Genomic DNA, 23408 nt, shown 5'->3' on the forward strand with positions numbered 1-23408 from the left:
CTGAAATACCCAATAGAAAAGGCCGGCGGATTTTCATCCGCCGGCCTTTGATGTTTTGATTGCCGGTTTAGCGCTTGGAAACCGGAACGTAATCGCGCTTGCCGGCGCCCGTGTAGAGCTGGCGCGGACGGCCGATGCGCTGCTGCGGATCTTCGATCATTTCGTTCCACTGTGCGATCCAGCCGACGGTGCGGGCGAGCGCGAAGAGAACGGTGAACATTGTCGTGGGGAAGCCGAGCGCCTTCAGTGTGATGCCCGAATAGAAGTCGACATTCGGGTAAAGCTTCTTTTCGACGAAGTAGGGGTCGGAAAGGGCGATCTTTTCCAGTTCCAGCGCAACCTGCATGATCGGATCGTCGGAATTGCCGGTGGCTTCCAGCACTTCATACATCGTCTTCTGCATGATCTTGGCGCGCGGGTCGTAGTTCTTGTACACGCGGTGGCCAAAGCCCATCAGGCGGAACGGATCGTTCTTGTCCTTGGCGCGGGCGATGTATTCCGGAATACGGTCAACAGAGCCGATTTCGTTCAGCATGTTGAGCGCCGCTTCGTTGGCGCCGCCATGTGCAGGACCCCAGAGGCAGGCGATGCCCGCTGCAATACAGGCGAACGGGTTCGCACCCGAAGAACCGGCAAGACGCACCGTGGAGGTGGAGGCGTTCTGCTCGTGGTCGGCATGCAGGATGAAGATGCGGTCCATGGCGCGGGCCAGAACCGGATCGACCTTGTAATCCTCGCACGGCACGGCAAAGCACATGTGCAGGAAGTTGGAAGCGTAATCCAGATCGTTCTTCGGATAAACGAAGGGCTGGCCGATATGGTACTTATAGGCCATGGCGGCGATCGTCGGCATTTTCGCGATCATGCGCAGCGAAGCGACCATGCGCTGGTGCGGATCGGTAATGTCGGTCGAGTCGTGGTAGAAGGCCGAGAGAGCACCGACCGTGCCGCACATGACGGCCATCGGATGCGCATCGCGACGATAGCCGGTGAAGAAACGGCTCATCTGCTCGTGCACCATGGTGTGGCGCGTAACGCGGGTGTCGAAGTCTTTCTTCTGCGCAGCCGTCGGCAGTTCGCCGTAAAGCAGCAGATAGCAGGTTTCCAGGAAGTCGCCCTGTTCGGCAAGCTGCTCGATCGGGAAGCCGCGGTGAAGGAGAACGCCTTCGTCACCGTCGATATAGGTGATCTTGGATTCGCAGGAGGCCGTCGACGTGAAACCCGGGTCGTAAGTGAAGGAGCCCGTGTGCTTGTAGAGCGTGGCGATATCGACGACGCTTGGTCCAATCGTGCCTTCCCTTACCGGGAGTTCCACCTGCTTTTCGCCAAGTGTCACTGTAGCGCTTTTTTCCGTCATACTGATCCTCCGAGAACATGCGGGTGGAGGCGTTGAGACACGCCTCGCGGTTAAGCGTCTACCGATTAGCTATATGATCCTTGCGCCGATGCCAAGCTATTCGAAGGTCAAATTGTGCATTGCGGCAAACGCAATTACGTTGCTTGCGGCATTATCGGCCATGGCAATTCAATCTCGGTCAACGCACGGTTAAAGGAAAGGATTGCAATCCTTCCCGCCGCCCTGCAAACCTGTTTCCGGTACGGCAGGGGCGCGGCGCAGATTGCTTGGTCAAGGGGAAAAAAAGCATCTCGGATATGCCGAAACGTTGCAGGGCGACTTGCCCGGCGCGCATGAAATCCTGTTTCCCGTTCACCGCGCCGGCGATCTTGTGGCTTATGATCTGCCCACCCGTGTTGTCAGGCGCAATCTCAAGGCTGTCATCACCGAAAAAGTTGTCGGCTGCGTCGCTGAGGAACGCGCATTCGGCCATGATTTCCTTTTCGTTCCCGTCTTTATCGGCTGCGGCGCGATCCTGTGGTTTTCCCTTGATGTCACGCCGTCCTTGCCTGCTCTCGCCATCATGTTCCTGCTTGCTGCCGGTCTGGCGCTGTTTAGCCGATATAATAACGGCCTGTCGGCGGCGACCTGCAGCGCTGCCGCTTTTCTTCTGCTGGGCATGCTTCTGGCAGATGTTGAAACCCGGCGAGCGGGAACCGTGGTACTGGATACCCCGGTTACAACCACCATCACCGGCACGGTGGTGCGCCGGGAAGTGGATGCGCGCGGCTCCTGGCGATATGTCGTTCAGCTGGCTGCGACCGAAGCGCCAGCATTGTCGCGCCCGCCGGCGAGAATCTCGCTGCTGTCCCGTGGCGGAGGCGACCCCGTTGCACTTGGCGCGACCATTCAAGGCAAGGCCCGGCTGTCGCCGCCTTCCGGCCCTGCTTTGCCGGGTCTAAACGATTTCGCCTTCGCTTCCTATTTCAAAGGCATTGGTGCGACCGGATTTTTCTACAAGCCGCCGCAGGCACTTATATCACCAAGGGGCGACATCAAAGTTGAAACGGGCTGGCTGGAATGGGCGGATATGCGGCTTTATGGCCTGCGCAGCGCCATTGCAGAGCGCATCCGCAATGTCATTGGCGGTGACGCCGGAGCCTTCGCCGCGTCCATCGTCACCGATGAGAGACAGGCGATATCGGCCAACACAATGGAGGCATTGAGGCTTTCCGGCCTTGCCCATATCGTTGCCATATCCGGACTGAACATGGCGCTTGCCGCAGGCATTTTTTTTGTGGGGCTGAGGCTGAGCTTCAGCCTGTTTCCCGCTTTTGCGCAGCGCTGGCCCGTCAAGAAGATTTCGGCTTTCGCGGCACTCTTGATGACGCTCGCTTATTACCTGATTTCCGGTTTCGCCGTCTCCGCCGAGCGTGCCTGGCTGATGATGTCGGTGATGCTGATCGCCGTTCTTTTCGATCAGCCGTCGCTCAGCCTCCGGAATGTCGCTATTTCGGCTCTCATCATCCTTGTCTTTTCGCCTTCGGAAATCATGGGGCCGAGTTTCCAGATGTCGTTTGCCGCGACCATCGCGCTCGTATCCACCTATGCCTGGTGGGGCCGCCGGCGCGGCGATCACGAGCGACTGTTGATCGGACGCAGACCGGTGTGGATGACGGCGGCGCAAATGGCAGGAACCATCATTGGCGGGGTCATCACCACGTCGCTGATTGGCGGAGTTTCGACGGCGATCTATTCGGCAGAACATTTCCATCGTGTCACCACCTATGGACTTTTCGCCAATCTGGCTGCCATGCCGCTGATGTCGCTGATCGTCATGCCGTTCGGCCTCCTGGCCATGCTGCTGATGCCGTTCGGGCTTGATGGGCCGTTCCTGAAGATCATGGGTTATGGCATGGCGCTCGTCATCGAAGTCGCCAATGAAGTGGCGTCCTGGGGCGGCAGCGCAGCAACGGGGCGGCCGCATGAGTGGTTCATTGGTCTCGGCTCCGCCGGTTTCCTGCTGCTCACCTTGCTGCGCAGCCGGCTTGCATTGCTTGGTATTCCGCTTCTTGTTTCCGCCTTCGGCCTGTCGGCGGCCACGGCCTATCGTGATGTCCCGGATCTGCTCATTCACGAGGAGGGGGAGCTGGTGGCGCTGCTGGAAGACGGCAAGGCCTATACGACAAAAATGCGACCGCAGGGCTTCATATACGGCCAGTGGCAAAGAGCACTCCTGTTGCCGGAACAGCCCGTTCCACCGGTCAATCTCAAAGCGGAGGCCGCGATAACCAGTGTAGGCTTGACCACAAAATCAAAACTTACGCCGGAGGAGATGAGGGCGGTGACACGGCAGATGACGGCAGCGCTGAAAGATGCGGAACCCGGCGTCTTCACCTGCAGCAAAGGCATATGGTGCGTGGCGCGCTCCGGGAGCGGGGAGTGGATCGTCGTTCTGGAAGACGGCCGGTTTGCCGGAAAAGCCTGTGACATCGCCGATATTGTTGTCGTTTCCCGCAGGACCTCGTTTTCACAATGCCGCTCAGGTGCGCTTCTACTCAACCGCGATATATTGCGGCGCATTGGTTCGGTAGAAATAAATTTTGCCGACAGCGATCAGCCTGCGGTCGTCGGACGGCTGCGCGCGGCGATTGCCGGGGCGGACAGGCCATGGAGCGAGCACCGCTATTACGACTGGAAAACCGACCGTTTCGAATACGAGATGCCGGAACCGGTCAGGCAGTTGCTGGCGACATCGCAATGAACGCCGCCAGCATGGATATTCAGACCTTCACGCGCAGATCGGCAGTCAGTTCACCAGTGCCGCCGATTTCCTGTTCATGCGCCGCATCGCGCCAGATCTCCTTCAAACCGGCTTCATACCATTCACGCATGGCGGGCAGGGCCAGCAGCCGGTCGCAATAGGCTTTTGCCGCAGGTGAAAGATCAGCACCATAGGTCTGGAAACGGAACGCGACCGGGCAGAAGAAAGCATCGACCGCCGTGAATTTCTGACCGGCAAGATAAGGACCGCCGAATTTTGTCAGACCTTCGCTCCACAACGCATCGATGCGCTTTATGTCTGCCGCAAGCCCGGCATCGCCCCCCTTAGGCTTGACCCGAATGCCGACCGACATGGGGTAAAGATTGCGCAGCGAGGAAAAGCCCGCATGCATTTCACTTGCCGCCGAACGTGACCATGCCCGCGCCTGCTTGTCGCCTGCCCAGACGCCCTGGTGCCGTTCTGCGAGATATTCGGCGATTGACAGCGTTTCCCATATCGTCACGCCATCATCGACAAGGCAGGGCACCTTGCCGGTCGGCGAGAAGCTGGAAAAGGCGACACCTTCGCCAAACGGAACAAGTTTTTCATCAAAGGCGATACCGAGAGTGCGCATCAACACCCACGGCCGCAGTGACCATGAAGAGTAGTTCTTGTTGGCGATGTAAAGATCGTACATGGCTTATCTCCCGGATATGACGCGCATTTCTATACCTGCAGGGGTATGATGGAATATCGAAAATAATCCATGGCACTCATAAATCGCGTTGATGAATGGCAGGGGCTTTGTATCGAGTGTCACCATTCGGTGGCAGCGTCAGGCCGACCGCATCCCGCAAGCGCCAACGACTTCACGCGATCAGAAGTCCACGGCGTATGACGCAGTGGTGACAACAGGCCGGTGAGGAGTGCGCGACAAAGATATCCATATGAAACTGGAACTGGCTTTTACCAGACGAGATGTATTCATCTGCGGCAAGAATGGGAGTGCCCGAGACTCACATCGTCAGTCGACTTACCCAATTGCCGCCATCTTCGACAGGCGCCGCCGCATGACGACACCTGTCTCGAGAGGATGACGGCCAAGTCAAATCAATGGTAACGGCGTATAAGCCCGACCAGCTTGCCCTGAATTTTTACCCGGTCAGGCCCGAAGATACGGGTTTCATAAGCGGGGTTGGCCGCTTCCAGAGCGATGGAAGCGCCCTTGCGGCGGAACCGCTTCAGCGTCGCTTCCTCGTCATCCACCAGTGCCACGACGATATCGCCCGGATTGGCGGTATTGCTGTTGCGGATGATGACGGTATCGCCGTCGAAAATTCCCGCCTCGATCATCGAATCGCCCTTAACTTCGAGCGCGTAATGTTCACCCGAACCCAGCATGTCCACCGGTACGGCAACATCATGGGTGTTGTTCTGGATGGCGGAAATCGGCACGCCGGCGGCGATGCGGCCCATGACCGGCACCGTGGCAGCACCACCGAGATCGTTGGCGGGCGCCTTGGGCGCAGGTGCGGGTTCCGGTGCCTTCGGTTTGCCGAGGCTGCCTTCGATGACGCTTGGCGAAAAGCCGCGCTGCGGCCTCGCACCAGGCGCATAGGCCTCCGGTAGCTTGATGACTTCCAGCGCCCGTGCCCTGTTAGGTAGCCGGCGAATAAAACCGCGCTCTTCGAGGGCGGTTATCAGCCGGTGGATGCCGGATTTGGAAGCAAGATCGAGTGCGTCCTTCATTTCATCGAAGGAGGGCGGCACGCCGGACTCTTTCATTCGTTCATGAATGAAGAGAAGCAATTCCTGCTGTTTGCGCGTGAGCATGAGGAAAACACCCTTGAGAATCGTAGTGGAGGTCGCGAAACAAATACAGAACGAACACTATATGTTCCATATGTGTTCCGCAATCCCCTAAAATTTCGTGAAGCTGCTATCTGTTGTTTTGATGATTTGCCTGAAAGCACGAAATTGTGCTTTTCTGCCGTCCGGACTGTTCCGGCATGGCCATGCCGCATGCGACACCAGGAAGCAGGGAAATGACGAAACCATACCACATCGACCATCTCGTATTGCCTGTCGAGAACATCGACGTTGCGGCAAATCGCCTTGGAAACCTGGGATTTACGGTAGCGCCTGCGGCTCTTCACCCGTTCGGCACGCAGAATGCCTGCGTTTTTTTCGCTGACGGCACATATCTGGAGCCTCTCGCAATTGATAACCCGGCTAACTATAATGCCTCCATTGATCGAGGTGATGTGTTCACCGGGCGGGACCAGGCCTTCCGGAAACAGGTTGCAGGCGAGGGATTTTCCGCTCTGGTCGCTGCGACACAGGACGCTCGTGGCGATCACGACCGATTCGCAGCCGCAGGCCTCTCGGCAGGCAATGGCTTTGAATTTTCGCGGCCGGTCAAAATGCCGGATGGTTCGCAGAGCGAGGCGGCCTTCCGGCTGGCTTTTGCAGCAGGCGGTTCCGCGGAGGATTTCTTTCTGTTCAGTTGCCAGCGGCTGCAGGCCCTGCCGGGCGACCGCTCAGTGCTGGAGCGCCATGCCAACGGCGTTTCCGGTCTCAGCGAGATAGTCCTGTTTTCCGGTGGTGATGCGAATGCGGCGCGGCTGATCGAAACTGTTTTCGGCTGTGATGGCAAAATGTCCCCGGATGGTGATGTGGTTTTCGCAACCGGCAATGCCCGCATAAGACTGACGCAAAAGCCGATCTTCGGCGGACATGCCTTTAATGCTCCCGAAGAGGACGGCGGTGGATTGCGCGGCGCGGGCATCGTCTTTTCCGTTAGCGATCTTGCCGTGACAGAAGCGGCACTTGCTGCTAATGGCGTGTCCAGCACAGAAGCGGCCGGCCGGCTGGTGGTGCTCCCAGCACCCGGTCAGGGCGTTGCCTTCGCCTTCGAGGAAAAATGATGAGCGTTACGAACAATCTCAAAGTCACCGCCGGCGATGGCGCCAGCAAGGTTTCCTTTTCCAATACCGAGCGTTTTTCGCTGATTGCCGGCCCCTGCCAGATGGAAAGCCGCGAACATGCCTTCATGATTGCCGGCGTGCTGAAGGAACTTTGCGACAGCCTGGGCATCGGTCTTGTTTACAAATCTTCCTTCGACAAGGCGAACCGCACCTCGCTTTCCGGCAAGCGCGGCATCGGCCTTGACAGCGCGATGCAGGTTTTCGCCGATTTGAAGAAGGAATACGGTTTTCCTGTCCTGACCGACATTCATACCGAGGAACAATGCGCCATCGTGTCCGAAGTGGTGGATGTGTTGCAGATTCCTGCCTTCCTCAGCCGCCAGACCGATCTTCTCGTCGCCGCTGCCAGGACCGGCCGCGTCATCAACGTCAAGAAGGGTCAGTTTCTGGCGCCGTGGGACATGAAGAACGTGCTGGCCAAGCTTAACGAAAGCGGCAACCCGAATGTGCTCCTGTGCGAGCGTGGCGCCTCCTTCGGTTACAACACGCTGGTCTCCGACATGCGCTCGCTGCCGATCATGGCTTCGCTTGGCGCGCCCGTTGTCTTCGACGCTACCCATTCGGTGCAGCAGCCGGGCGGGCAGGGCGGTTCCACCGGCGGCCAGCGCGAATTCGTCGAGACGCTTTCGCGTGCGGCGGTGGCGGTCGGTGTCGCCGGCCTCTTCATCGAGACCCATGAGGACCCGGACAATGCACCGTCCGACGGTCCCAACATGGTGCACCTGAAGGACATGCCGAAACTGCTGGAAAAGCTTCTGGCCTTTGACGCGATCACCAAAGCCTGAGGCCGTGCGTTTCGTTTGTGCCAATCGATTTTAAATGGCGGGCGCTCCGTTTCTGCCGCCCGCCGTCATTGTAATTTCTTCGTCATCGTCTAAGACAGGCGACGGAAAATATCTGTTCCATTCCCAAGGGAGAGACCATGACTGCCATTACCGATATCATCGCGCGCGAAATTCTCGACAGCCGCGGCAACCCGACTGTTGAAGTCGATGTTTACCTCGAAGACGGCTCCATGGGCCGTGCGGCCGTTCCCTCCGGCGCCTCGACCGGCGCGCATGAAGCGGTTGAGCTGCGCGATGGCGGCAAGCGTTATCTCGGCAAGGGCGTGGAAAAGGCGGTTGAAGCCGTCAATACGGAAATCTTCGACGCGATCGGCGGTTTCGACGCTGAAAACCAGATCCAGATCGACCAGATGATGATCGCGCTTGACGGTACGCCGAACAAGTCGCGCATCGGCGCCAACGCCATCCTCGGTGTGTCGCTTGCTGTCGCCAAGGCTGCAGCCGAAGCCTCCGGCCTGCCGCTTTACCGTTATGTTGGTGGCCCGAACGCGCATCTGCTGCCGGTTCCGATGATGAACATCATCAATGGCGGCGCGCATGCCGACAACCCGATCGATTTCCAGGAATTCATGATCCTGCCGGTTGGTGCGGAAAACATCCGTGAAGCCGTGCGCATGGGCTCGGAAGTGTTCCATACGCTCAAAAAAGAACTGTCCGCACAGGGCCACAACACCAATGTCGGCGATGAGGGCGGTTTTGCACCGGGTCTCGAAAGCGCGCCGGCAGCACTCGATTTCATCATGAAGTCGATCGAAAAGGCTGGCTACCGTCCGGGCGACGACATGTTCATCGGTCTTGACTGTGCCGCGACCGAATTCTTCAAGAACGGCAACTACGTTTATGAAGGCGAAGGCAAGACCCGTTCGCCGATCGAGCAGGCCGAATACCTGGCCGAACTCGTTGCCAAGTATCCGATCATCTCCGTCGAAGACGGCATGGCGGAAGACGACTGGGATGGCTGGAAGGCTCTGACCGATCTCATCGGCAACAAGTGCCAGCTGGTCGGCGACGACCTCTTCGTCACCAACTCCGCTCGCCTTCGCGATGGTATCAAGATGGGTGTCGCAAACTCCATCCTCGTCAAGGTCAACCAGATCGGCTCGCTCTCTGAGACCCTGGATGCAGTTGAGACCGCGCACAAGGCTGGTTACACCGCCGTCATGTCGCACCGTTCGGGCGAGACGGAAGACTCCACCATCGCCGATCTCGCTGTTGCGACGAATTGCGGTCAGATCAAGACCGGCTCGCTTGCCCGTTCCGACCGGCTCGCAAAGTACAACCAGCTGATCCGCATCGAAGAAATGCTGGGTCCGCAGGCTGCCTACGCCGGCCGTTCGATCCTGCGCGGTTAATTCCGGCAGTATTGGTTTGTGATGCAGCCCGCCGCCTTGGCGGGCTCATTCAGAGGCGAGCGGTAGCATCCGCATTCCGTCACCCCGGACCTGATCCGGGGTCTAGCGCGATCAAGTCCTTGATCGCGAAAGACTCTCCCCACAGCGCAGACGCGCTGTGGCTGGATGCCGGATCAAGTCCGGCATGACGAGAGTTCTTTTGACATCGCTGCCGTTCTTAGCCCGCCCTCCGGCGGGCTTTTTTCATGCCCATTTGCCGATCGCAATTTAAGGTCAACGGATAGTTAAACAATCCGGCTTAGTCTCGAGACTCAAAGGTTATGCGTTTTAAGGCTTCTCTGCGGCATGTGGACCAGACATCATAAAAAGAGACGATTCGGCCGTTTGATCGTTCCGGCCATCACGATCGCTTTTCTTTCCTATTTCGGCTATCATTCCATCCATGGCGACTTCGGCCTTCAGGCAACGGAGCGGCTGGAGCGGCAGCGTATTGCCAGAACAGCGGAGCTTGCAAAGCTGACGCAGGCGCGTGTAGCGCTGGAGCGGCAGGTGGAATTGCTGAGTGACGGCTCGCTGGAGCGGGACATGATCGATGAAATTTCCCGTTACCAGCTGAATATGTCCCGCACGGACGAAATTGTCATCATGAACACATATTTCTGATTAACCGAAATCTGGTTAATTTAACATTTGTGATTTATTCACAGCATCTTAGCGTGAATATGTGCCATGCGTTTAAAGCATTGCTGCATGGCATTTTCTTGCATATGGTACGCGCCAATCTATCCATTCAAACGGCAACTCAGGGAGGGATGAATGGCGCCGCGAAAACCAGCGACCGTATCCGGCCGCAAGACCACGGCAAAGGCTGCAACCGAATTCACCGGCAAGAACAGCCCGGACTTCTCGAAGGAAGACGAACTTCACGCCTATCGTGAAATGCTGCTCATCCGCCGTTTCGAGGAAAAGGCCGGCCAGCTCTATGGCATGGGCTTCATCGGTGGTTTCTGTCACCTCTACATTGGCCAGGAGGCCGTCGTGGTCGGCATGCAGATGTCGCAGAAGGAAGGTGATCAGGTCATCACCGCCTATCGTGACCATGGCCACATGCTGGCTCTCGGCATGAGCGCCCGTGGCGTCATGGCCGAGCTGACCGGCCGCAAGGGCGGCCTGTCGAAGGGCAAGGGCGGCTCCATGCACATGTTCTCCAAGGAGAAACATTTCTATGGCGGCCACGGCATCGTCGGCGCACAGGTTTCGCTTGGAACCGGTCTTGCCTTCGCCAACCGTTATCGTGGCAACGACAATGTTTCCGTGACCTATTTCGGTGATGGCGCTGCCAACCAGGGTCAGGTCTATGAGAGCTTCAACATGGCTGCTCTCTGGAAACTGCCGATCATCTATATCGTTGAAAACAACCGTTATGCGATGGGCACCTCGACCGCCCGCGCCACCGCCCAGTCGAATTATTCGCTGCGCGGCCAGTCTTTCGGCATTCCCGGCATCCAGGTGGATGGCATGGATGTGCGCGCCGTCAAGGCCGCCGCCGACCAGGCATTGGAATATTGCCGTTCCGGCAAGGGTCCGATCATTCTTGAAATGCTGACCTACCGTTACCGTGGTCACTCCATGTCCGACCCGGCGAAATACCGTTCCAAGGACGAAGTGCAGAAGATGCGCTCCGAACACGACCCGATCGAGCAGGTCAAGGCACGGCTTCTGGAGCAGGGCTGGGCAAGCGAAGACGAACTCAAGGCCATCGACAAGGATGTCCGTGATATCGTTGCCGACAGCGCCGACTTTGCCCAGAACGACCCAGAGCCGGATGCGTCCGAGCTTTACACCGACATTCTGCTCTGATCGGGAAAGGGAACCCCATGCCAGTAGAAATTCTTATGCCCGCCCTTTCCCCGACCATGGAGGAAGGCACGCTTTCCAAATGGCTTAAAAAGGAAGGCGACAAGGTCACATCAGGCGACGTGATTGCCGAAATCGAGACCGACAAGGCGACCATGGAAGTGGAAGCCGTCGATGAAGGCGTCATCGGCAAGTTGCTGATCGATGCCGGCACCGAAGGCGTCAAGGTCAATACGCCGATTGCCGTGCTCATTCAGGAAGGCGAAAGCGCCGACGACATCTCTTCTTCCGCCAAGAAGGAAGAGCCGAAGGCTGAAGCCGCAAATTCCGGTTCTGATGCCGCCGGCGGCAAGACCCGGGAAGCTGCTGAAGAGCCGAGTGCTGCCAAGGAAGCCGCCAAGGTTCCGGCAGCCCCGAAGATCGATGTCGCAGCCGATCCGGATATCCCGGAAGGTACGGAAATGGTGATGACGACGGTGCGTGAAGCACTGCGCGACGCCATGGCCGAAGAGATGCGCGCCGACGAAAAAGTTTTCGTCATGGGTGAAGAAGTCGCCGAATATCAGGGCGCCTACAAGATCACGCAAGGGTTGCTGCAGGAATTCGGCGAGCGCCGCGTTATCGACACCCCGATCACCGAGCATGGTTTTGCCGGTATCGGCGTCGGCGCTGCGATGACGGGCCTGCGACCCATCGTCGAATTCATGACCTTCAACTTCGCCATGCAGGCGATCGACCAGATCGTCAACTCGGCGGCCAAGACGCTTTATATGTCGGGTGGCCAGATGGGCGCTCCGATGGTGTTCCGTGGTCCGTCCGGTGCTGCTGCCCGCGTTGGCGCGCAGCATTCGCAATGTTACGCCGCATGGTACAGTCATATTCCGGGCCTCAAGGTCGTCATGCCTTACACGGCAGCCGACGCCAAGGGCCTGCTGAAAGCAGCTATCCGCGATCCGAACCCGGTCATTTTCCTGGAAAATGAAATTCTCTACGGTCAGAGCTTCGAAGTGCCGAAGCTCGATGATTTCGTGCTGCCGATCGGCAAGGCGCGCATTCACCGCAAGGGCAAGGATGCAACCATCGTTTCCTTCGGCATCGGCATGACCTATGCGATCAAGGCGGTTGCGGAACTCGAAAAGCTCGGCATCGATGTCGAACTGATCGACCTGCGCACCATCCGCCCGATGGATCTGCCCACCGTCATCGAATCGGTCAAGAAGACTGGCCGTCTGGTCACGGTGGAAGAAGGCTTCCCGCAGTCATCGGTCGGTGACTTCATTGCCAACCAGGTCATGCGCGCCGCTTTCGATTATCTCGATGCGCCAATCCTGACGATTGCCGGCAAGGACGTTCCGATGCCTTACGCGGCAAACCTCGAAAAGCTGGCTCTGCCCAACGTCGATGAAGTTGTTCAGGCCGTCAAAACCGTCTGCTACAAATAAGGGGAGATGATTTTGAGTGTCATAAAACAAATCCTCCCGGCAACCGAAAATTGGTACCGTGTTTTAGGTACCAAAGACGCGCCTTTGTTCGAGCGGGTAATCTTCTGGGCCATCGTCAACGACGGTGATGGTGATGTTGTCGCCGGTGTTCCGCGTGAGGATATCGGCGTTATCGGTGCAGTCGGCGAATGGCTCGTCGACGTTGCCGGATACATCGAGATTACACCGTCACAGGTGGATTGGCTCATGGAACATCCTGAAGACCTGGAAGATTTTAATCTCGTTTGGGGGGAGGCCTAGTCATGCCTATCAACATCACCATGCCTGCCCTTTCTCCCACCATGGAAGAGGGCAATCTGGCCAAGTGGCTGGTCAAGGAAGGCGACAAGGTCGCACCCGGTGACGTGATCGCCGAGATCGAGACCGACAAGGCGACCATGGAAGTGGAAGCCGTAGACGAAGGCACCGTTGCCAAGCTGGTTGTTCCGGCCGGCACCGAAGCCGTCAAGGTCAACGCCCTGATCGCCATCCTCGCCGCCGAAGGCGAGGACGTGGCCGAGGCGGCAAAGGGCGGCGATGCCGCTCCTGCCAAGGCCGAAGCACCGAAGCAGGAAGCCGTTAAGGCCGAAGCGCCGAAGGAAGAAGCTGCACCTGCCAAGGCTGAAAAGCCGGCCGCCGATCAGGCACCCGCATCGTCCACGCCGGCGCCGGTCGCGAAGTCCGGTGAGCGCATCTTTGCTTCGCCGCTTGCCCGCCGTCTTGCCAAGGAAGCCGGTGTCGACCTTTCGGCCGTCTCCGGTTCCGGCCCGCATGGCCGCATCATCAAGACCGACGTGGAAAAGGCTGCCGCTTCCGGCGGTGCAAAGGCTGCTCCGGTCGCCGCGGCATCCGCAGGCACACCCGCTCCGGCCCTTGCCAAGGGTCAGTCGGACGAAGCGGTTCTCAAGCTGTTCGAACAGGGCTCCTACGAGCTTGTGCCGCATGACGGCATGCGCAAGGTCATCGCCAAGCGTCTGGTCGAATCCAAGCAGACGGTTCCGCACTTCTACGTCTCCGTGGATTGCGAACTGGATACGCTTCTGGCGCTGCGCGCCCAGCTTAACGCGGCTGCCCCCGAAAAGGACGGCAAGCCCGCCTACAAGCTGTCGGTCAACGACATGGTCATCAAGGCGCTGGCTCTTTCGCTGCGTGATGTACCTGACGCCAACGTCTCCTGGACGGAAAGCGCCATGGTCAAGCACAAGCATTCGGATGTCGGCGTTGCCGTTTCCATTCCGGGTGGCCTGATCACGCCGATCATCCGCAAGGCGGAAGAAAAGTCGCTCTCCACCATCTCCAACGAGATGAAGGACTACGGCAAGCGTGCGAAAGAGCGCAAGCTGAAGCCTGAAGAGTATCAGGGCGGCACGACCGCCGTGTCCAATATGGGCATGATGGGCGTCAAGAGCTTCTCCGCCGTCATCAACCCGCCGCATGCCACCATCCTGGCGGTCGGCGCGGGCGAACAGCGGGCAGTCGTGAAGAACGGCGAGATCAAGATCGCCAACGTCATGACGGTCACGCTTTCCACCGACCACCGCTGCGTCGATGGCGCGCTCGGAGCCGAGCTGATCGGCGCCTTCAAGCGCTACATCGAAAACCCGATGGGCATGCTGGTTTGATCGGAGAGTGACATGGTGAAGTCGGTCCTCTGCTTTGGCGATTCCCTCACATGGGGATCAAATGCGGAAACGGGTGGCCGGCACAGCCATGACGATCTTTGGCCGAGCGTCTTGCAAAAGGCGCTCGGGCCTGACGTGCATGTGATCCACGAAGGGCTGGGCGGTCGCACCACCGCCTATGACGACCACACCGCCGATTGTGACCGCAATGGCGCCCGATTGCTGCCGACGCTGCTGCACAGCCACGCGCCGCTGGATCTGGTCATCATCATGCTTGGCACCAACGACATGAAACCGGCGATCCATGGTTCGGCCATTGTCGCCATGAAGGGTGTCGAGCGGCTGGTGAAACTCACGCGTAACCACGTCTGGCAGGTGCCGGACTGGGAAGCGCCTGATGTCCTGATCGTCGCGCCGCCGCAATTATGCGAAACGGCCAATCCGTTCATGGGCGCGATCTTTCGTGATGCTATCGATGAATCGGCGATGCTGGCTTCAGTCTACAGGGATTTGGCCGACGAACTCGATTGCGGCTTTTTCGATGCCGGGTCTGTTGCCCGCACGACGCCGGTGGATGGCGTTCATCTCGATGCTGAAAACACACGGGCCATCGGGCGTGGGCTGGAGCCCGTCGTCCGTATGATGCTCGGACTTTGACAATAATTCCGTTTCGGAACGGCGTGCCGTCATCCGAATTAAGACAAGGCAGGATTTCCAATGGCTCAATCTTATGACGTCATCATCATCGGTTCGGGACCGGGCGGTTATATTGCCGCGATCCGCGCCGCCCAGCTCGGCATGAAGGTCGCCGTTGTCGAGCGCGAGCATCTTGCCGGCATCTGCTCCAACTGGGGCTGCATTCCCACCAAGGCTCTGCTGCGTACCGCCGATGTCATGCACACCGCCACCCACGCCAAGGATTATGGCCTGACGCTGGAAGGTTCGATCAAGCCGGACGTGAAGGCAATCGTCGCCCGCTCGCGCGGCATTGCCGCTCGCATGAACAATGGCGTCGGTTTCCTGTTCAAGAAGAACAAGGTCGATATCATCTGGGGTGAAGCCAAGATCACCAAGCCGGGCGAAATCGTCGTTGGCAAGTCCACCAAGCCGGTGGTTCAGCCGCAGGGTCCCGTGCCGAAAAACACGCTGGGTGAGGGCACTTACACTGCCAAGCACATCATCGTCGCCACCGGCGCCCGTCCGCGCGCGCTGCCCGGCATCGAGCCGGATGGCAAGCTGATCTGGACCTATTTCGAGGCGATGAAGCCGGAAGAGCTGCCGAAGTCGCTGCTCGTCATGGGTTCGGGCGCCATCGGCATCGAATTCGCCAGCTTCTACCGCACCATGGGCGTTGACGTCACCGTCGTCGAAATCATGAGCCAGGTCATGCCGGTCGAAGATGCGGAAATCTCCGCCTTCGCCAAGAAGCAGCTGGAAAAGCAGGGTATCAAGATTCATCTGGAAACCAAGGTTTCCAAGGTCGAGAAGGCTGCAAACTCTGTCACTGCGACGCTGGAGAAGAAGGACGGTTCTTCCGAGAAGATCACCGCCGACCGGATGATTTCCGCCGTTGGCGTCGTGGCGAATGTCGAAGGCATCGGCCTTGAGGCCGTTGGCGTGAAGACCGATCGCGGCTTCATCGTCATTGACGGTTACGGCAAGACCAACGTGCCTGGCATCTACGCCATCGGCGATGTCGCCGGCCCGCCGCTGCTCGCCCACAAGGCCGAACATGAGGCCGTCATCTGCGTCGAAAAGATTGCCGGTCTGCCGAATGTTCACCCGATGGACAAGCTCAAGATTCCCGGCTGCACCTATTGCAACCCACAGGTAGCCTCGGTCGGCCTCACCGAAGCCAAGGCCAAGGAACAGGGCCGCGACGTCCGCGTCGGCCGCTTCTCCTTTGCGGCAAACGGCAAGGCCGTTGCGCTTGGCGAGGACCAGGGCATGGTCAAGACCATCTTCGACAAGAAGACCGGTGAGCTGCTTGGTGCGCATATGGTCGGTGCGGAAGTCACCGAACTCATTCAGGGCTTCGTCGTTGCCATGAACCTCGAGACGACCGAGGAAGATTTGATGCACACGATCTTCCCGCATCCGACCATTTCAGAATCGATGAAGGAAAGCGTGCTCGACGCCTATGGGCGTGTGCTGAACGCATAAGTGCCGCGTGATGCCCGGCATTGTCTAACCTTGCCGGGTGTCCCATATGTCTCAACGCCGGTTCCTCAAGGGAACTGTTCTTCAGGGAGCGTGGGAATGGAAAGTGTAGGCTGGATTGCAGCAATCATCATCGGCGGTCTCGCCGGCTGGCTTGCGGGCAAGCTCATGGACATGCGCTTCGGCATCTTCATGAACATCATTCTCGGCATTGTCGGCTCGGTTGTCTCCGTCGCCGTCCTTCGCACTCTTGATGTCTTCGTGCAGGACAGCAGGCTCGGTTATTTCGTCACGTCTTTCCTCGGTGCCAGCCTTTTGTTGTTCCTGGCAAAGCTGGTACGGCGCTGAAAATGCTTCGTGACCGGAAAGGGCTTACGCTTTTTCTGGAATTGTTCTAAAGCATCCGGCCAACAGGTGTTTAGATCGCCACAGGCGATGGAAGCAGGTTTTAAATGGTCACTATTCTCGACAGAACGTCGTCCGACGAAAAGCGGATCCGCCATCCGGAAAAGGCGCATCGGCCCGATACCGAGGTCATGCGCAAGCCGGAATGGATTCGCGTCAAGGCGCCGACCTCCAAGGGCTATCACGAGACGCGCGAACTGGTGCGCAGCCACAAGCTGGTAACGGTGTGCGAGGAAGCCGGCTGTCCGAATATCGGCGAATGCTGGGACAAGAAACACGCGACCTTCATGATCATGGGTGAAATCTGCACCCGCGCCTGCGCTTTCTGCAACGTCGCGACCGGCAAGCCCAACGCGCTTGACATGGACGAGCCCGAGAATGTCGCCAAGGCCGTCAAGCAGATGGGCCTTTCGCACGTCGTCATCACCTCGGTGGACCGCGACGATCTCGCCGATGGTGGTGCTGAACATTTCGAAAAGGTCATCTGGGCGATCCGTGCTGCGTCTCCCAACACGACCATCGAAATCCTCACGCCCGACTTCCTGAAGAAGCCCGGTGCGCTGGAGCGTGTCGTGGCCGCCAAGCCCGATGTCTTCAACCACAATATGGAAACCGTTCCGGGCAATTATCTAACGGTCCGTCCCGGTGCGCGCTACTTCCATTCCGTGCGCCTCCTGCAGCGCGTCAAGGAACTGGACCCCACCATGTTCACCAAGTCGGGCATCATGGTTGGCCTCGGTGAAGAGCGTAACGAAGTGCTGCAGCTGATGGACGATCTGCGCAGCGCCGACGTGGACTTCCTGACCATCGGCCAGTACCTGCAGCCGACCCGCAAGCACCACAAGGTCGAGGCCTTCGTGACGCCGGAAGAGTTCAAGTCCTACGAAACGGTTGCCTATACCAAGGGCTTCCTGATGGTCTCCTCCAGCCCGCTGACGCGGTCGTCGCATCATGCCGGCGACGATTTCGAGCGCCTGCGTGCTGCCCGCGAGAAGAAGCTGCTGGCAGCTGCGGAGTAAGCAGCGGTAGGCCCAAAAGGGGCGCAATCTCTCTCTTCCTAGTCATCCTCGCCCTTGAGGCGAGGATCCATTGGCGACCGAAAAGGTGGATACTCGGGTCAGGCCCGAGGACGACGTCGAGTGGCGTGGGCTCGTCAGGAAACTTGGCTGCCTGTTTTAGCTTGCCTCGCTCACACCACAACCTTCTCCGGCCTATGCGCCCGCATGCACAAGATCACGCTCAGCACCACCGAACAGATCGCCACGATCTCGACAATGGTCGGCCCGCGTCCTTCCCATAAAAAACCGTAAAGCAGCGCAAACAGCGTCTCGAACAGGATCATCTGTCCGACCAGGGTGAGTGGCAGCATGCGGCTCATGCGGTTCCAGAATGCATTGCCGAGAATGGAGGCGGTGAAACCGAGGCCAGCGGCGATGGCGGCGAAATGCAGCCAGTCTCCCGTATCGTGGCTTTCTCCGCCAAAGCCAAAGGCCGGAATGGCGAGCAGCAGCGCAAGCCCGCCGGTCACGACACCGGTCATCATGTTCCAGTCATCGGCGCTGACATGGTGAAGACGCGACAGCCAGCGGGCATTGCCGACAGCAAAGGCCGTCCATGAGGCCAGTGCCCCGAGCGCACAGGCAAGCCCGATGACGCGGGACACATCCAGCCCCGCATCGTTCTCCGTCAGCGACTGCCAGGAAATGCCGATAATGCCGATTGCGCCGAAGACAAGCGATGGCCACAGCCGCTTCAGCGACACCGCGCCATGGTCACGACTGCCGATAATGGTAACGGCGACGGGCAGGAAGCCGATGATGATCGAAGTGAAGGCAACGCCGCTCAGCTTCACCGCCGTTGATATGAAGACGTAATAGGCGATATTGCCGATCATGCTCAGCCAGCCGAGCGCAAACCATTCCCGCGCGCCGAAATGCGCCGATACCCGTTTCAGGCGCGGCCCGATGATGATGAGGGAAATCAGCCCATAGGTGAGATAACGCGCCGTCGATAATTGCAGGGCCGAAAAATCCGGCACGAGTTTCGGGGCGAGAAAAATGCCTCCCCAAAGCGCGCCCGCCAGCACGCCGTAAAAAACACCGAGGCCCGTTTTGTTGTTCATGTCATGTCACATCCGCATTCACATTTGCCCGCGATGTGCCACAGCACTTTGCGGCTGTCTTGACAAAAACTCCTGAGGATTTGTCCGCCGCTCTGATTGGGGGGCAGAGGGTTATCTGTTTATAGCGGATCGAGGGTGGGTGTGGTTTACCCCCCTCTGCCCTGTCGGGCATCTCCCCCTCAAGGGGGGAGATCGATCTGTGGCAACGTCTCGCCCATCTTGACGTTCGAGAATGAGGCGGCGGGAGTACGTCTTGCCGATCTCCCTCCTTGTGGGGGAGATGCCCGGCAGGGCAGAGGGGGGTAAACCACACCCACCTCGATCCACTATGACCGCACGACCGCCTGAAAGCTCAAATCTAGTGAATGCCGCGGTTCCGGCGATAGGTGGCCGGCGTTTCACCCACCGCATTGCGCATTGCGCGGGTCAGCGCCGTCTGGTCGGAAAAACCGGCCCTGAGCGCGATTTCGGCAATCGGCAGGCTGGATTGGCTGAGGAGCGTGCAAACCTTGTCCATCCGCAACCCGGCAAGCCAGCGGTGAGGTGGGAGACCGAACTCCTCTAGAAACAGCGCGTGCAGGCGGCTGTCGCTGATCGTCACGCAGGCCGCCAGCATGTCGATCGTCCAGGGAAAGAACGGCTCCGCCCCGACAACTGCACTGAGTTTGCGCAGGCGCAGGCGGATATCGGCTTTTTCAGGCGCAAGGCTGTCCACCAGCAGGGGCGCCCAGAGACCGGCGATATCGTCGCGCCGGCCATCGGTTTTGATGAGGCCGCGCATATAGGCGATCAATTGCCGTGTATCGGGCGCAATATCGAGAAACGGCACGCGGGCGAATCTCTCCAGCGTCTGTTCGGAAACGGCACTTTCATCGATATCGACCACCAGCGAATGGTTTATCGCCGTCGCTTCCTGTGTATGCGGTGCATCACGGTGGATGAAGACGCCGCGTCCGGTCGACAGTTCGTCCTGCCGTCCGCCCACATCGATCCGCAGGCAGCCGGAGACTGGAAGAACGATCTGCACGAAACCGTGCCGTTCCCTAGGTCTTTCCTGCCGGTAGGTTCTGATATCTGCCGATGCGACTGTCATGACGCTGTCGTTTCCATTGTGCAAAGAAATGGCCGCCTCGAAAAAGCGGCCAGTTTCATTGTCTGATTATGACATCGTCTTGAAGGTTGGGCCAGCCGGCTTTATCGGTGGGCCATACGAAACGGCAATTAACAGTCTTCCTTGGCGGTCGATTCGCCGCGTTTGCGCTTGCGCAGAACCGGCTTGTTCTCTCTCGCCTCGCATTTTGCAACGTCGATAAGGTAGGCAAGCACGGGCATGCCGTTCATCGATGCGAGTTGCTTGGCGGATTCGAGAAGGTTGATGATGTTGGAAAAATCGTCCATCGGCTCACTCAGTGGCTCAAAGCGGTTATGTATCGGGTCTGAACCCAAAGATGAATACGCGTGGGAAAAACGGGAGCGCCCGGCGCGTTTGCATCCAGTGGGTGTAATATTAGTGGCAAATAAATAGCAATCCCTGTGAGGGGGTTGCAATAGTCAATTTTCCGTAACTGCCATGCGCGACGACAATATCGCTTGAATGCGGGTGTCCGTGCGTCAGGCAATTTTCCGGTCATGACGAGGGTATGGAATGCCGAACTATCTCGAGACAGTGGAAGACGCGGCTGCAATCATCGTTCGGGCGCAGCGCATCATGGTCGTTGGTTGCTCCGGGGGCGGCAAGTCGACGCTCTCGCAGAAACTCGCGCGCAAATTCGGGCTTCGTTATATCTCCATGGATCGCGAAATTTTCTGGCTGCCCGGCTGGCAGCTGCGCCCGCGCGAAGAACAGCGGCAGAGGATAGCCGCCATGGTCATGGAGGAGCGCTGGTTGATGGATGGCAGCAATCCGTCGTCTTTTGATATGCGCATGCCGCGCTCTCACATCGTGCTCTGGGTGAGAATGCCGCGCTGGCTCTGCCTGTGGGGCGCCGTCAGCCGGGCGATCAAGGGTTATGGCAAGGCACGGCCGGAAATGGCGGAGGGATGTCCGGAAAGGATAGACGCCGATTTCCTGCGTTATATCTGGAACTTCGAGCGCCGCCATACTCCGATTTTCGAGCAGAATTTCGCTCTTTATGGTCAGGATGTGCCGGTATTCCAGCTGAAAAGCCGAAAACAGTTTCGCCGCCTTCTTGATCTTCTTGTTATCGGCGATTAACTGCCGCTTATGCCCCAGTTCGAAACGCATCGCCACGTCAAACACTCACCCGACCGCATGTACGACCTTGTCGCCGATGTGGAGAAATATCCGGAGTTTCTGCCCCTTTGCGAAGGGCTTACCGTTCGCTCGCGCAAGGAGCGGGATGGCAAGGTGCTGCTGGTGGCGGATATGACGGTGGGCTACAAGGCCATTCGCGAGACCTTCACCACGCAGGTGCTGCTGAACCCGGCCGAGCGCGCCATCGATGTGAAATATATCGATGGGCCGTTCAAATATCTCGACAATCGCTGGCGTTTCGAAGAATCGAAAGATGGTGGCTCGGCCATTCATTTCTTCATCGATTATGAATTCAAGAGCCGGTTGCTCGGCGCCGTCATGGGGTCGATGTTCGACCGGGCCTTCCGCATGTTCGCCGAAGCCTTCGAGACCCGCGCTGACAAGATTTACGCCGAACCGGCCTGAGTGAGGGTGACAAGCATCTCAAGTGCGGTTCTGACGGTTACCAGCCGGATTTCGGTGCGGCCGATCTCGCCGTAACGCATTTCATGATGCAGGATTTTGCCGCTGCGTGCCTTGGCGGCCAGATGCACCAGGCCAACGGGTTTGTCGGGGGAACCGCCTCCAGGGCCGGCAATGCCGGTCACGGCCACGGCAAAATCCGCACGCGAGCGGAACAGTGCGCCATGCGCCATCTGCAGCGCCGTCTGCCGGGATACCGCGCCGAATGTGGCGAGCGTGCCAGTGCCAACCCCCAGCATGTCCATCTTGGCCTGGTTCGTATAGGTGACGAAACCGCGATCAACGACGGCGGAAGAGCCGGCAATTTCGGTCAGCGAACCGGCGATCAGGCCGCCCGTGCAGCTTTCGGCGGTCGAGACCATGAAGCCACGCGCGGTGAAATCGGCGATGATCCGCTGCGCCAGTTCTTCTATGTCAGCGGGAAAAAGGCTCATAGTGGTCTGCCCCTGTAAACGACGGTGGCGGTGGCGATGGCCGCAATGCCTTCCCGGCGGCCGACAAAGCCGATCGTCTCATTGGTTGTCGCTTTCACCGAGCAGCGCTCCAGCGCAATGCCGAGCATATCCGAGAGCGCTTCGCGCATGGCCTGGCGGTGCGGGCCGATGCGCGGCGCTTCGGCGATCAGTGAGACATCGGCATTCATGATCGTGCCGCCATTGTCGCGCACCACCTTGGCCGCATGTTCGAGGAAGATGCGTGAGGCTGCACCTTTCCATTGCGGATCGGATGGCGGGAAGTGGTCGCCGATATCGCCAGCGCCACAGGTGGCGAGCAGTGCGTCCGTCAACGCATGCAGTGCCACATCGGCATCCGAATGGCCTTTGAGTCTCTGGTCGTGTTCGATGAACACGCCGCAAAGCGTCACGCCATCGCCGGCCTCCAGCTGGTGCACGTCGTAGCCATTGCCGGTGCGCACGTCGGGCAATGCGTGAGAGAGCTTTTCATCGGCCATGGTGATATCCCGCTTGAGAGTGAGTTTGACATTGTCGACCGAACCTTCGGTCAGCGTCACCGGCAGTCCCGCCCATTCGGCAATCGACGCATCGTCGGTAAAATCGGTCTTTCCGGAAGCGGCAGCGGCGCGGTGTGCGGCGAGAATATCTCCAAAGCCGAAGCTTTGTGGCGTCTGCGCCGCATAAAGTCCCTGCCGGGAAACCGTTTCCACGACGCGATCATCTGACCCGCGCTTCAGCGTATCGGTGACGGGCAGGGCGGGCAGAACGCCGACAGCACCTTCCCGGTGCAGCGTCACGATACGCTCCAGCATGTCGGCGGCGACGAAAGGCCGCACCGCATCATGGATCATGACATGGCTCAGATCGTGCGAGGAAAGCACCTCAAGCCCGGCCAGCACCGATTGCTGGCGCGTTGCGCCGCCGGTCACCGTGATGATCCGCTCGCCGGCGTCAACCCGCTGCAGGATCGGTGACAGCAGTGCGGCATCGTCGACATGGCTGACGATCACGATCGGGCAGGTGCCGTCCCAGTCAAGAAAGGTCGACAATGTATGCTCGATCACGGCCTTGCCGCCGATCGGGCGATATTGTTTTGGCCCCTCCTCGGGGGAGCCTGCCCTTTCACCGCGTCCGGCGGCGACGATGACGATGCCGAGTTTCATAGTACTTTCCTGCATTGGTCATATGCTTTGCGCGCAACCCTTAGCGGTTGACAGTCCTGCTCTAGCGTTTCAAAACCGGGATGGCCAGCCCGATAAGACGCGCATTCATCCTGCACGCCGCA

Annotated in this window: 23 protein-coding genes; 15 read left to right on the top strand and 8 right to left on the bottom strand. The window is 58.9% G+C overall.

Annotated features, from left to right (window positions below; translation table 11 throughout):
* Positions 1-67 precede the first annotated feature (67 nt).
* On the bottom strand, positions 68-1357 hold the full coding sequence (gltA, locus tag PL640_RS06475; protein WP_006312523.1) for a citrate synthase: 1290 nt from the start codon (positions 1355-1357) through the stop codon (positions 68-70).
* A gap of 307 nt (positions 1358-1664) precedes the next feature.
* Between gltA and PL640_RS06480 the strand changes: the two genes are divergently transcribed.
* Positions 1665-4100: a ComEC/Rec2 family competence protein gene (locus tag PL640_RS06480; protein ID WP_271361148.1), complete on the top strand. Its 2436-nt coding sequence runs from the start codon at positions 1665-1667 to the stop codon at positions 4098-4100.
* Positions 4101-4119: 19 nt separating this feature from the next.
* On the opposite strand, the gene PL640_RS06485 is transcribed toward PL640_RS06480, so the two are convergent.
* The gene (locus PL640_RS06485) at positions 4120-4797 is read right to left on the bottom strand and encodes a glutathione S-transferase family protein (protein WP_271361149.1); all 678 of its coding nucleotides are present in this window, start codon (positions 4795-4797) and stop codon (positions 4120-4122) included.
* A 413-nt stretch (positions 4798-5210) separates the two neighbouring features.
* Positions 5211-5933 (bottom strand): transcriptional repressor LexA, encoded by a 723-nt coding sequence (gene lexA / locus PL640_RS06490; RefSeq protein WP_142839696.1) that lies wholly within the window; start codon positions 5931-5933, stop codon positions 5211-5213.
* Between the two features lie 212 nt (positions 5934-6145).
* On the opposite strand from lexA, the gene PL640_RS06495 reads away from it, so the two are divergent.
* The 12 genes from PL640_RS06495 to lipA all read left to right on the top strand — a co-directional run bounded on the left by PL640_RS06495 (position 6146) and on the right by lipA (position 17828).
* On the top strand, positions 6146-7027 hold the full coding sequence (locus PL640_RS06495) for a VOC family protein (protein ID WP_271361150.1): 882 nt from the start codon (positions 6146-6148) through the stop codon (positions 7025-7027).
* A complete protein-coding gene (kdsA, locus tag PL640_RS06500) occupies positions 7027-7872 on the top strand; it encodes a 3-deoxy-8-phosphooctulonate synthase (RefSeq protein ID WP_142839698.1) in 846 nt (281 codons plus the stop codon). Before PL640_RS06495 ends, kdsA begins: the two co-directional genes overlap by 1 nt.
* 137 nt (positions 7873-8009) lie before the next feature.
* Positions 8010-9284, top strand: a complete 1275-nt coding sequence (gene eno / locus PL640_RS06505) for a phosphopyruvate hydratase (protein ID WP_003512870.1) — start codon at positions 8010-8012, stop codon at positions 9282-9284.
* A gap of 345 nt (positions 9285-9629) precedes the next feature.
* On the top strand, positions 9630-9947 hold the full coding sequence (locus PL640_RS06510) for an FtsB family cell division protein (RefSeq protein WP_003512872.1): 318 nt from the start codon (positions 9630-9632) through the stop codon (positions 9945-9947).
* A 153-nt stretch (positions 9948-10100) separates the two neighbouring features.
* Entirely contained in the window at positions 10101-11144 is a 1044-nt protein-coding gene (pdhA, locus tag PL640_RS06515) for a pyruvate dehydrogenase (acetyl-transferring) E1 component subunit alpha (RefSeq protein WP_046800221.1), read from the top strand.
* Positions 11145-11161: 17 nt separating this feature from the next.
* Positions 11162-12583 carry a pyruvate dehydrogenase complex E1 component subunit beta gene (locus PL640_RS06520; protein ID WP_269710360.1) on the top strand — a complete coding sequence of 474 codons (1422 nt, stop codon included), beginning with the start codon at positions 11162-11164 and terminating at the stop codon, positions 12581-12583.
* A gap of 12 nt (positions 12584-12595) precedes the next feature.
* Positions 12596-12883 (top strand): hypothetical protein, encoded by a 288-nt coding sequence (locus PL640_RS06525; RefSeq protein ID WP_271361151.1) that lies wholly within the window; start codon positions 12596-12598, stop codon positions 12881-12883.
* A gap of 2 nt (positions 12884-12885) precedes the next feature.
* Positions 12886-14244, top strand: a complete 1359-nt coding sequence (locus PL640_RS06530; RefSeq protein ID WP_271361152.1) for a pyruvate dehydrogenase complex dihydrolipoamide acetyltransferase — start codon at positions 12886-12888, stop codon at positions 14242-14244.
* A 12-nt stretch (positions 14245-14256) separates the two neighbouring features.
* Positions 14257-14901 carry an SGNH/GDSL hydrolase family protein gene (locus PL640_RS06535; RefSeq protein ID WP_052818476.1) on the top strand — a complete coding sequence of 215 codons (645 nt, stop codon included), beginning with the start codon at positions 14257-14259 and terminating at the stop codon, positions 14899-14901.
* A 60-nt stretch (positions 14902-14961) separates the two neighbouring features.
* A complete protein-coding gene (lpdA, locus tag PL640_RS06540) occupies positions 14962-16407 on the top strand; it encodes a dihydrolipoyl dehydrogenase (protein WP_271361153.1) in 1446 nt (481 codons plus the stop codon).
* A 96-nt stretch (positions 16408-16503) separates the two neighbouring features.
* Positions 16504-16752: a GlsB/YeaQ/YmgE family stress response membrane protein gene (locus PL640_RS06545; RefSeq protein WP_271361154.1), complete on the top strand. Its 249-nt coding sequence runs from the start codon at positions 16504-16506 to the stop codon at positions 16750-16752.
* Between the two features lie 104 nt (positions 16753-16856).
* Positions 16857-17828: a lipoyl synthase gene (lipA, locus tag PL640_RS06550; protein WP_142839703.1), complete on the top strand. Its 972-nt coding sequence runs from the start codon at positions 16857-16859 to the stop codon at positions 17826-17828.
* 170 nt (positions 17829-17998) lie between these two features.
* On the opposite strand, the gene PL640_RS06555 is transcribed toward lipA, so the two are convergent.
* From PL640_RS06555 to PL640_RS06565, 3 genes are all read right to left on the bottom strand, one after another.
* Entirely contained in the window at positions 17999-18931 is a 933-nt protein-coding gene (locus PL640_RS06555; RefSeq protein ID WP_271361155.1) for a DMT family transporter, read from the bottom strand.
* Positions 18932-19289: 358 nt separating this feature from the next.
* Positions 19290-20024 (bottom strand): helix-turn-helix transcriptional regulator, encoded by a 735-nt coding sequence (locus tag PL640_RS06560; RefSeq protein ID WP_271361156.1) that lies wholly within the window; start codon positions 20022-20024, stop codon positions 19290-19292.
* A 128-nt stretch (positions 20025-20152) separates the two neighbouring features.
* Positions 20153-20329 carry a hypothetical protein gene (locus PL640_RS06565; protein WP_003496171.1) on the bottom strand — a complete coding sequence of 59 codons (177 nt, stop codon included), beginning with the start codon at positions 20327-20329 and terminating at the stop codon, positions 20153-20155.
* 247 nt (positions 20330-20576) lie between these two features.
* Here PL640_RS06565 and PL640_RS06570 point away from each other — a divergent pair, with 247 nt between their 5' ends.
* Together PL640_RS06570 and PL640_RS06575 are read left to right on the top strand one after the other, a co-directional pair.
* On the top strand, positions 20577-21146 hold the full coding sequence (locus PL640_RS06570) for an AAA family ATPase (protein WP_269699536.1): 570 nt from the start codon (positions 20577-20579) through the stop codon (positions 21144-21146).
* A gap of 9 nt (positions 21147-21155) precedes the next feature.
* Positions 21156-21611: a type II toxin-antitoxin system RatA family toxin gene (locus PL640_RS06575; RefSeq protein ID WP_271361157.1), complete on the top strand. Its 456-nt coding sequence runs from the start codon at positions 21156-21158 to the stop codon at positions 21609-21611.
* Here the strand turns inward: PL640_RS06575 and PL640_RS06580 are convergent.
* A complete protein-coding gene (locus PL640_RS06580; protein WP_271361158.1) occupies positions 21593-22102 on the bottom strand; it encodes a CinA family protein in 510 nt (169 codons plus the stop codon). The two genes, PL640_RS06575 and PL640_RS06580, sit on opposite strands and share 19 nt — an antisense overlap.
* Positions 22099-23286, bottom strand: a complete 1188-nt coding sequence (locus PL640_RS06585) for a bifunctional 2-C-methyl-D-erythritol 4-phosphate cytidylyltransferase/2-C-methyl-D-erythritol 2,4-cyclodiphosphate synthase (RefSeq protein WP_271361159.1) — start codon at positions 23284-23286, stop codon at positions 22099-22101. Before PL640_RS06585 ends, PL640_RS06580 begins: the two co-directional genes overlap by 4 nt.
* Positions 23287-23408: the final 122 nt, after the last annotated feature.

This window comes from Agrobacterium sp. ST15.16.024 (assembly GCF_027956545.1).
GTDB classification, from domain to species: Bacteria; Pseudomonadota; Alphaproteobacteria; order Rhizobiales; family Rhizobiaceae; genus Agrobacterium; species Agrobacterium cucumeris.

Coding starts and splice junctions, on each gene's coding strand:
- PL640_RS06510 (WP_003512872.1), top strand. CDS start 9,630: ATGTGGACCAGACATCATAAAAAGAGACGATTCGGCCGTTTGATCGTT.
- pdhA (WP_046800221.1), top strand. CDS start 10,101: ATGGCGCCGCGAAAACCAGCGACCGTATCCGGCCGCAAGACCACGGCA.
- PL640_RS06495 (WP_271361150.1), top strand. CDS start 6,146: ATGACGAAACCATACCACATCGACCATCTCGTATTGCCTGTCGAGAAC.
- lipA (WP_142839703.1), top strand. CDS start 16,857: ATGGTCACTATTCTCGACAGAACGTCGTCCGACGAAAAGCGGATCCGC.
- PL640_RS06565 (WP_003496171.1), bottom strand. CDS start 20,329: ATGGACGATTTTTCCAACATCATCAACCTTCTCGAATCCGCCAAGCAA.
- PL640_RS06570 (WP_269699536.1), top strand. CDS start 20,577: ATGCCGAACTATCTCGAGACAGTGGAAGACGCGGCTGCAATCATCGTT.
- kdsA (WP_142839698.1), top strand. CDS start 7,027: ATGAGCGTTACGAACAATCTCAAAGTCACCGCCGGCGATGGCGCCAGC.
- PL640_RS06545 (WP_271361154.1), top strand. CDS start 16,504: ATGGAAAGTGTAGGCTGGATTGCAGCAATCATCATCGGCGGTCTCGCC.
- PL640_RS06585 (WP_271361159.1), bottom strand. CDS start 23,286: ATGAAACTCGGCATCGTCATCGTCGCCGCCGGACGCGGTGAAAGGGCA.
- PL640_RS06530 (WP_271361152.1), top strand. CDS start 12,886: ATGCCTATCAACATCACCATGCCTGCCCTTTCTCCCACCATGGAAGAG.
- PL640_RS06560 (WP_271361156.1), bottom strand. CDS start 20,024: ATGACAGTCGCATCGGCAGATATCAGAACCTACCGGCAGGAAAGACCT.
- PL640_RS06535 (WP_052818476.1), top strand. CDS start 14,257: ATGGTGAAGTCGGTCCTCTGCTTTGGCGATTCCCTCACATGGGGATCA.
- lexA (WP_142839696.1), bottom strand. CDS start 5,933: ATGCTCACGCGCAAACAGCAGGAATTGCTTCTCTTCATTCATGAACGA.
- PL640_RS06580 (WP_271361158.1), bottom strand. CDS start 22,102: ATGAGCCTTTTTCCCGCTGACATAGAAGAACTGGCGCAGCGGATCATC.
- PL640_RS06520 (WP_269710360.1), top strand. CDS start 11,162: ATGCCAGTAGAAATTCTTATGCCCGCCCTTTCCCCGACCATGGAGGAA.
- PL640_RS06575 (WP_271361157.1), top strand. CDS start 21,156: ATGCCCCAGTTCGAAACGCATCGCCACGTCAAACACTCACCCGACCGC.
- eno (WP_003512870.1), top strand. CDS start 8,010: ATGACTGCCATTACCGATATCATCGCGCGCGAAATTCTCGACAGCCGC.
- PL640_RS06555 (WP_271361155.1), bottom strand. CDS start 18,931: ATGAACAACAAAACGGGCCTCGGTGTTTTTTACGGCGTGCTGGCGGGC.
- PL640_RS06485 (WP_271361149.1), bottom strand. CDS start 4,797: ATGTACGATCTTTACATCGCCAACAAGAACTACTCTTCATGGTCACTG.
- gltA (WP_006312523.1), bottom strand. CDS start 1,357: ATGACGGAAAAAAGCGCTACAGTGACACTTGGCGAAAAGCAGGTGGAA.
- lpdA (WP_271361153.1), top strand. CDS start 14,962: ATGGCTCAATCTTATGACGTCATCATCATCGGTTCGGGACCGGGCGGT.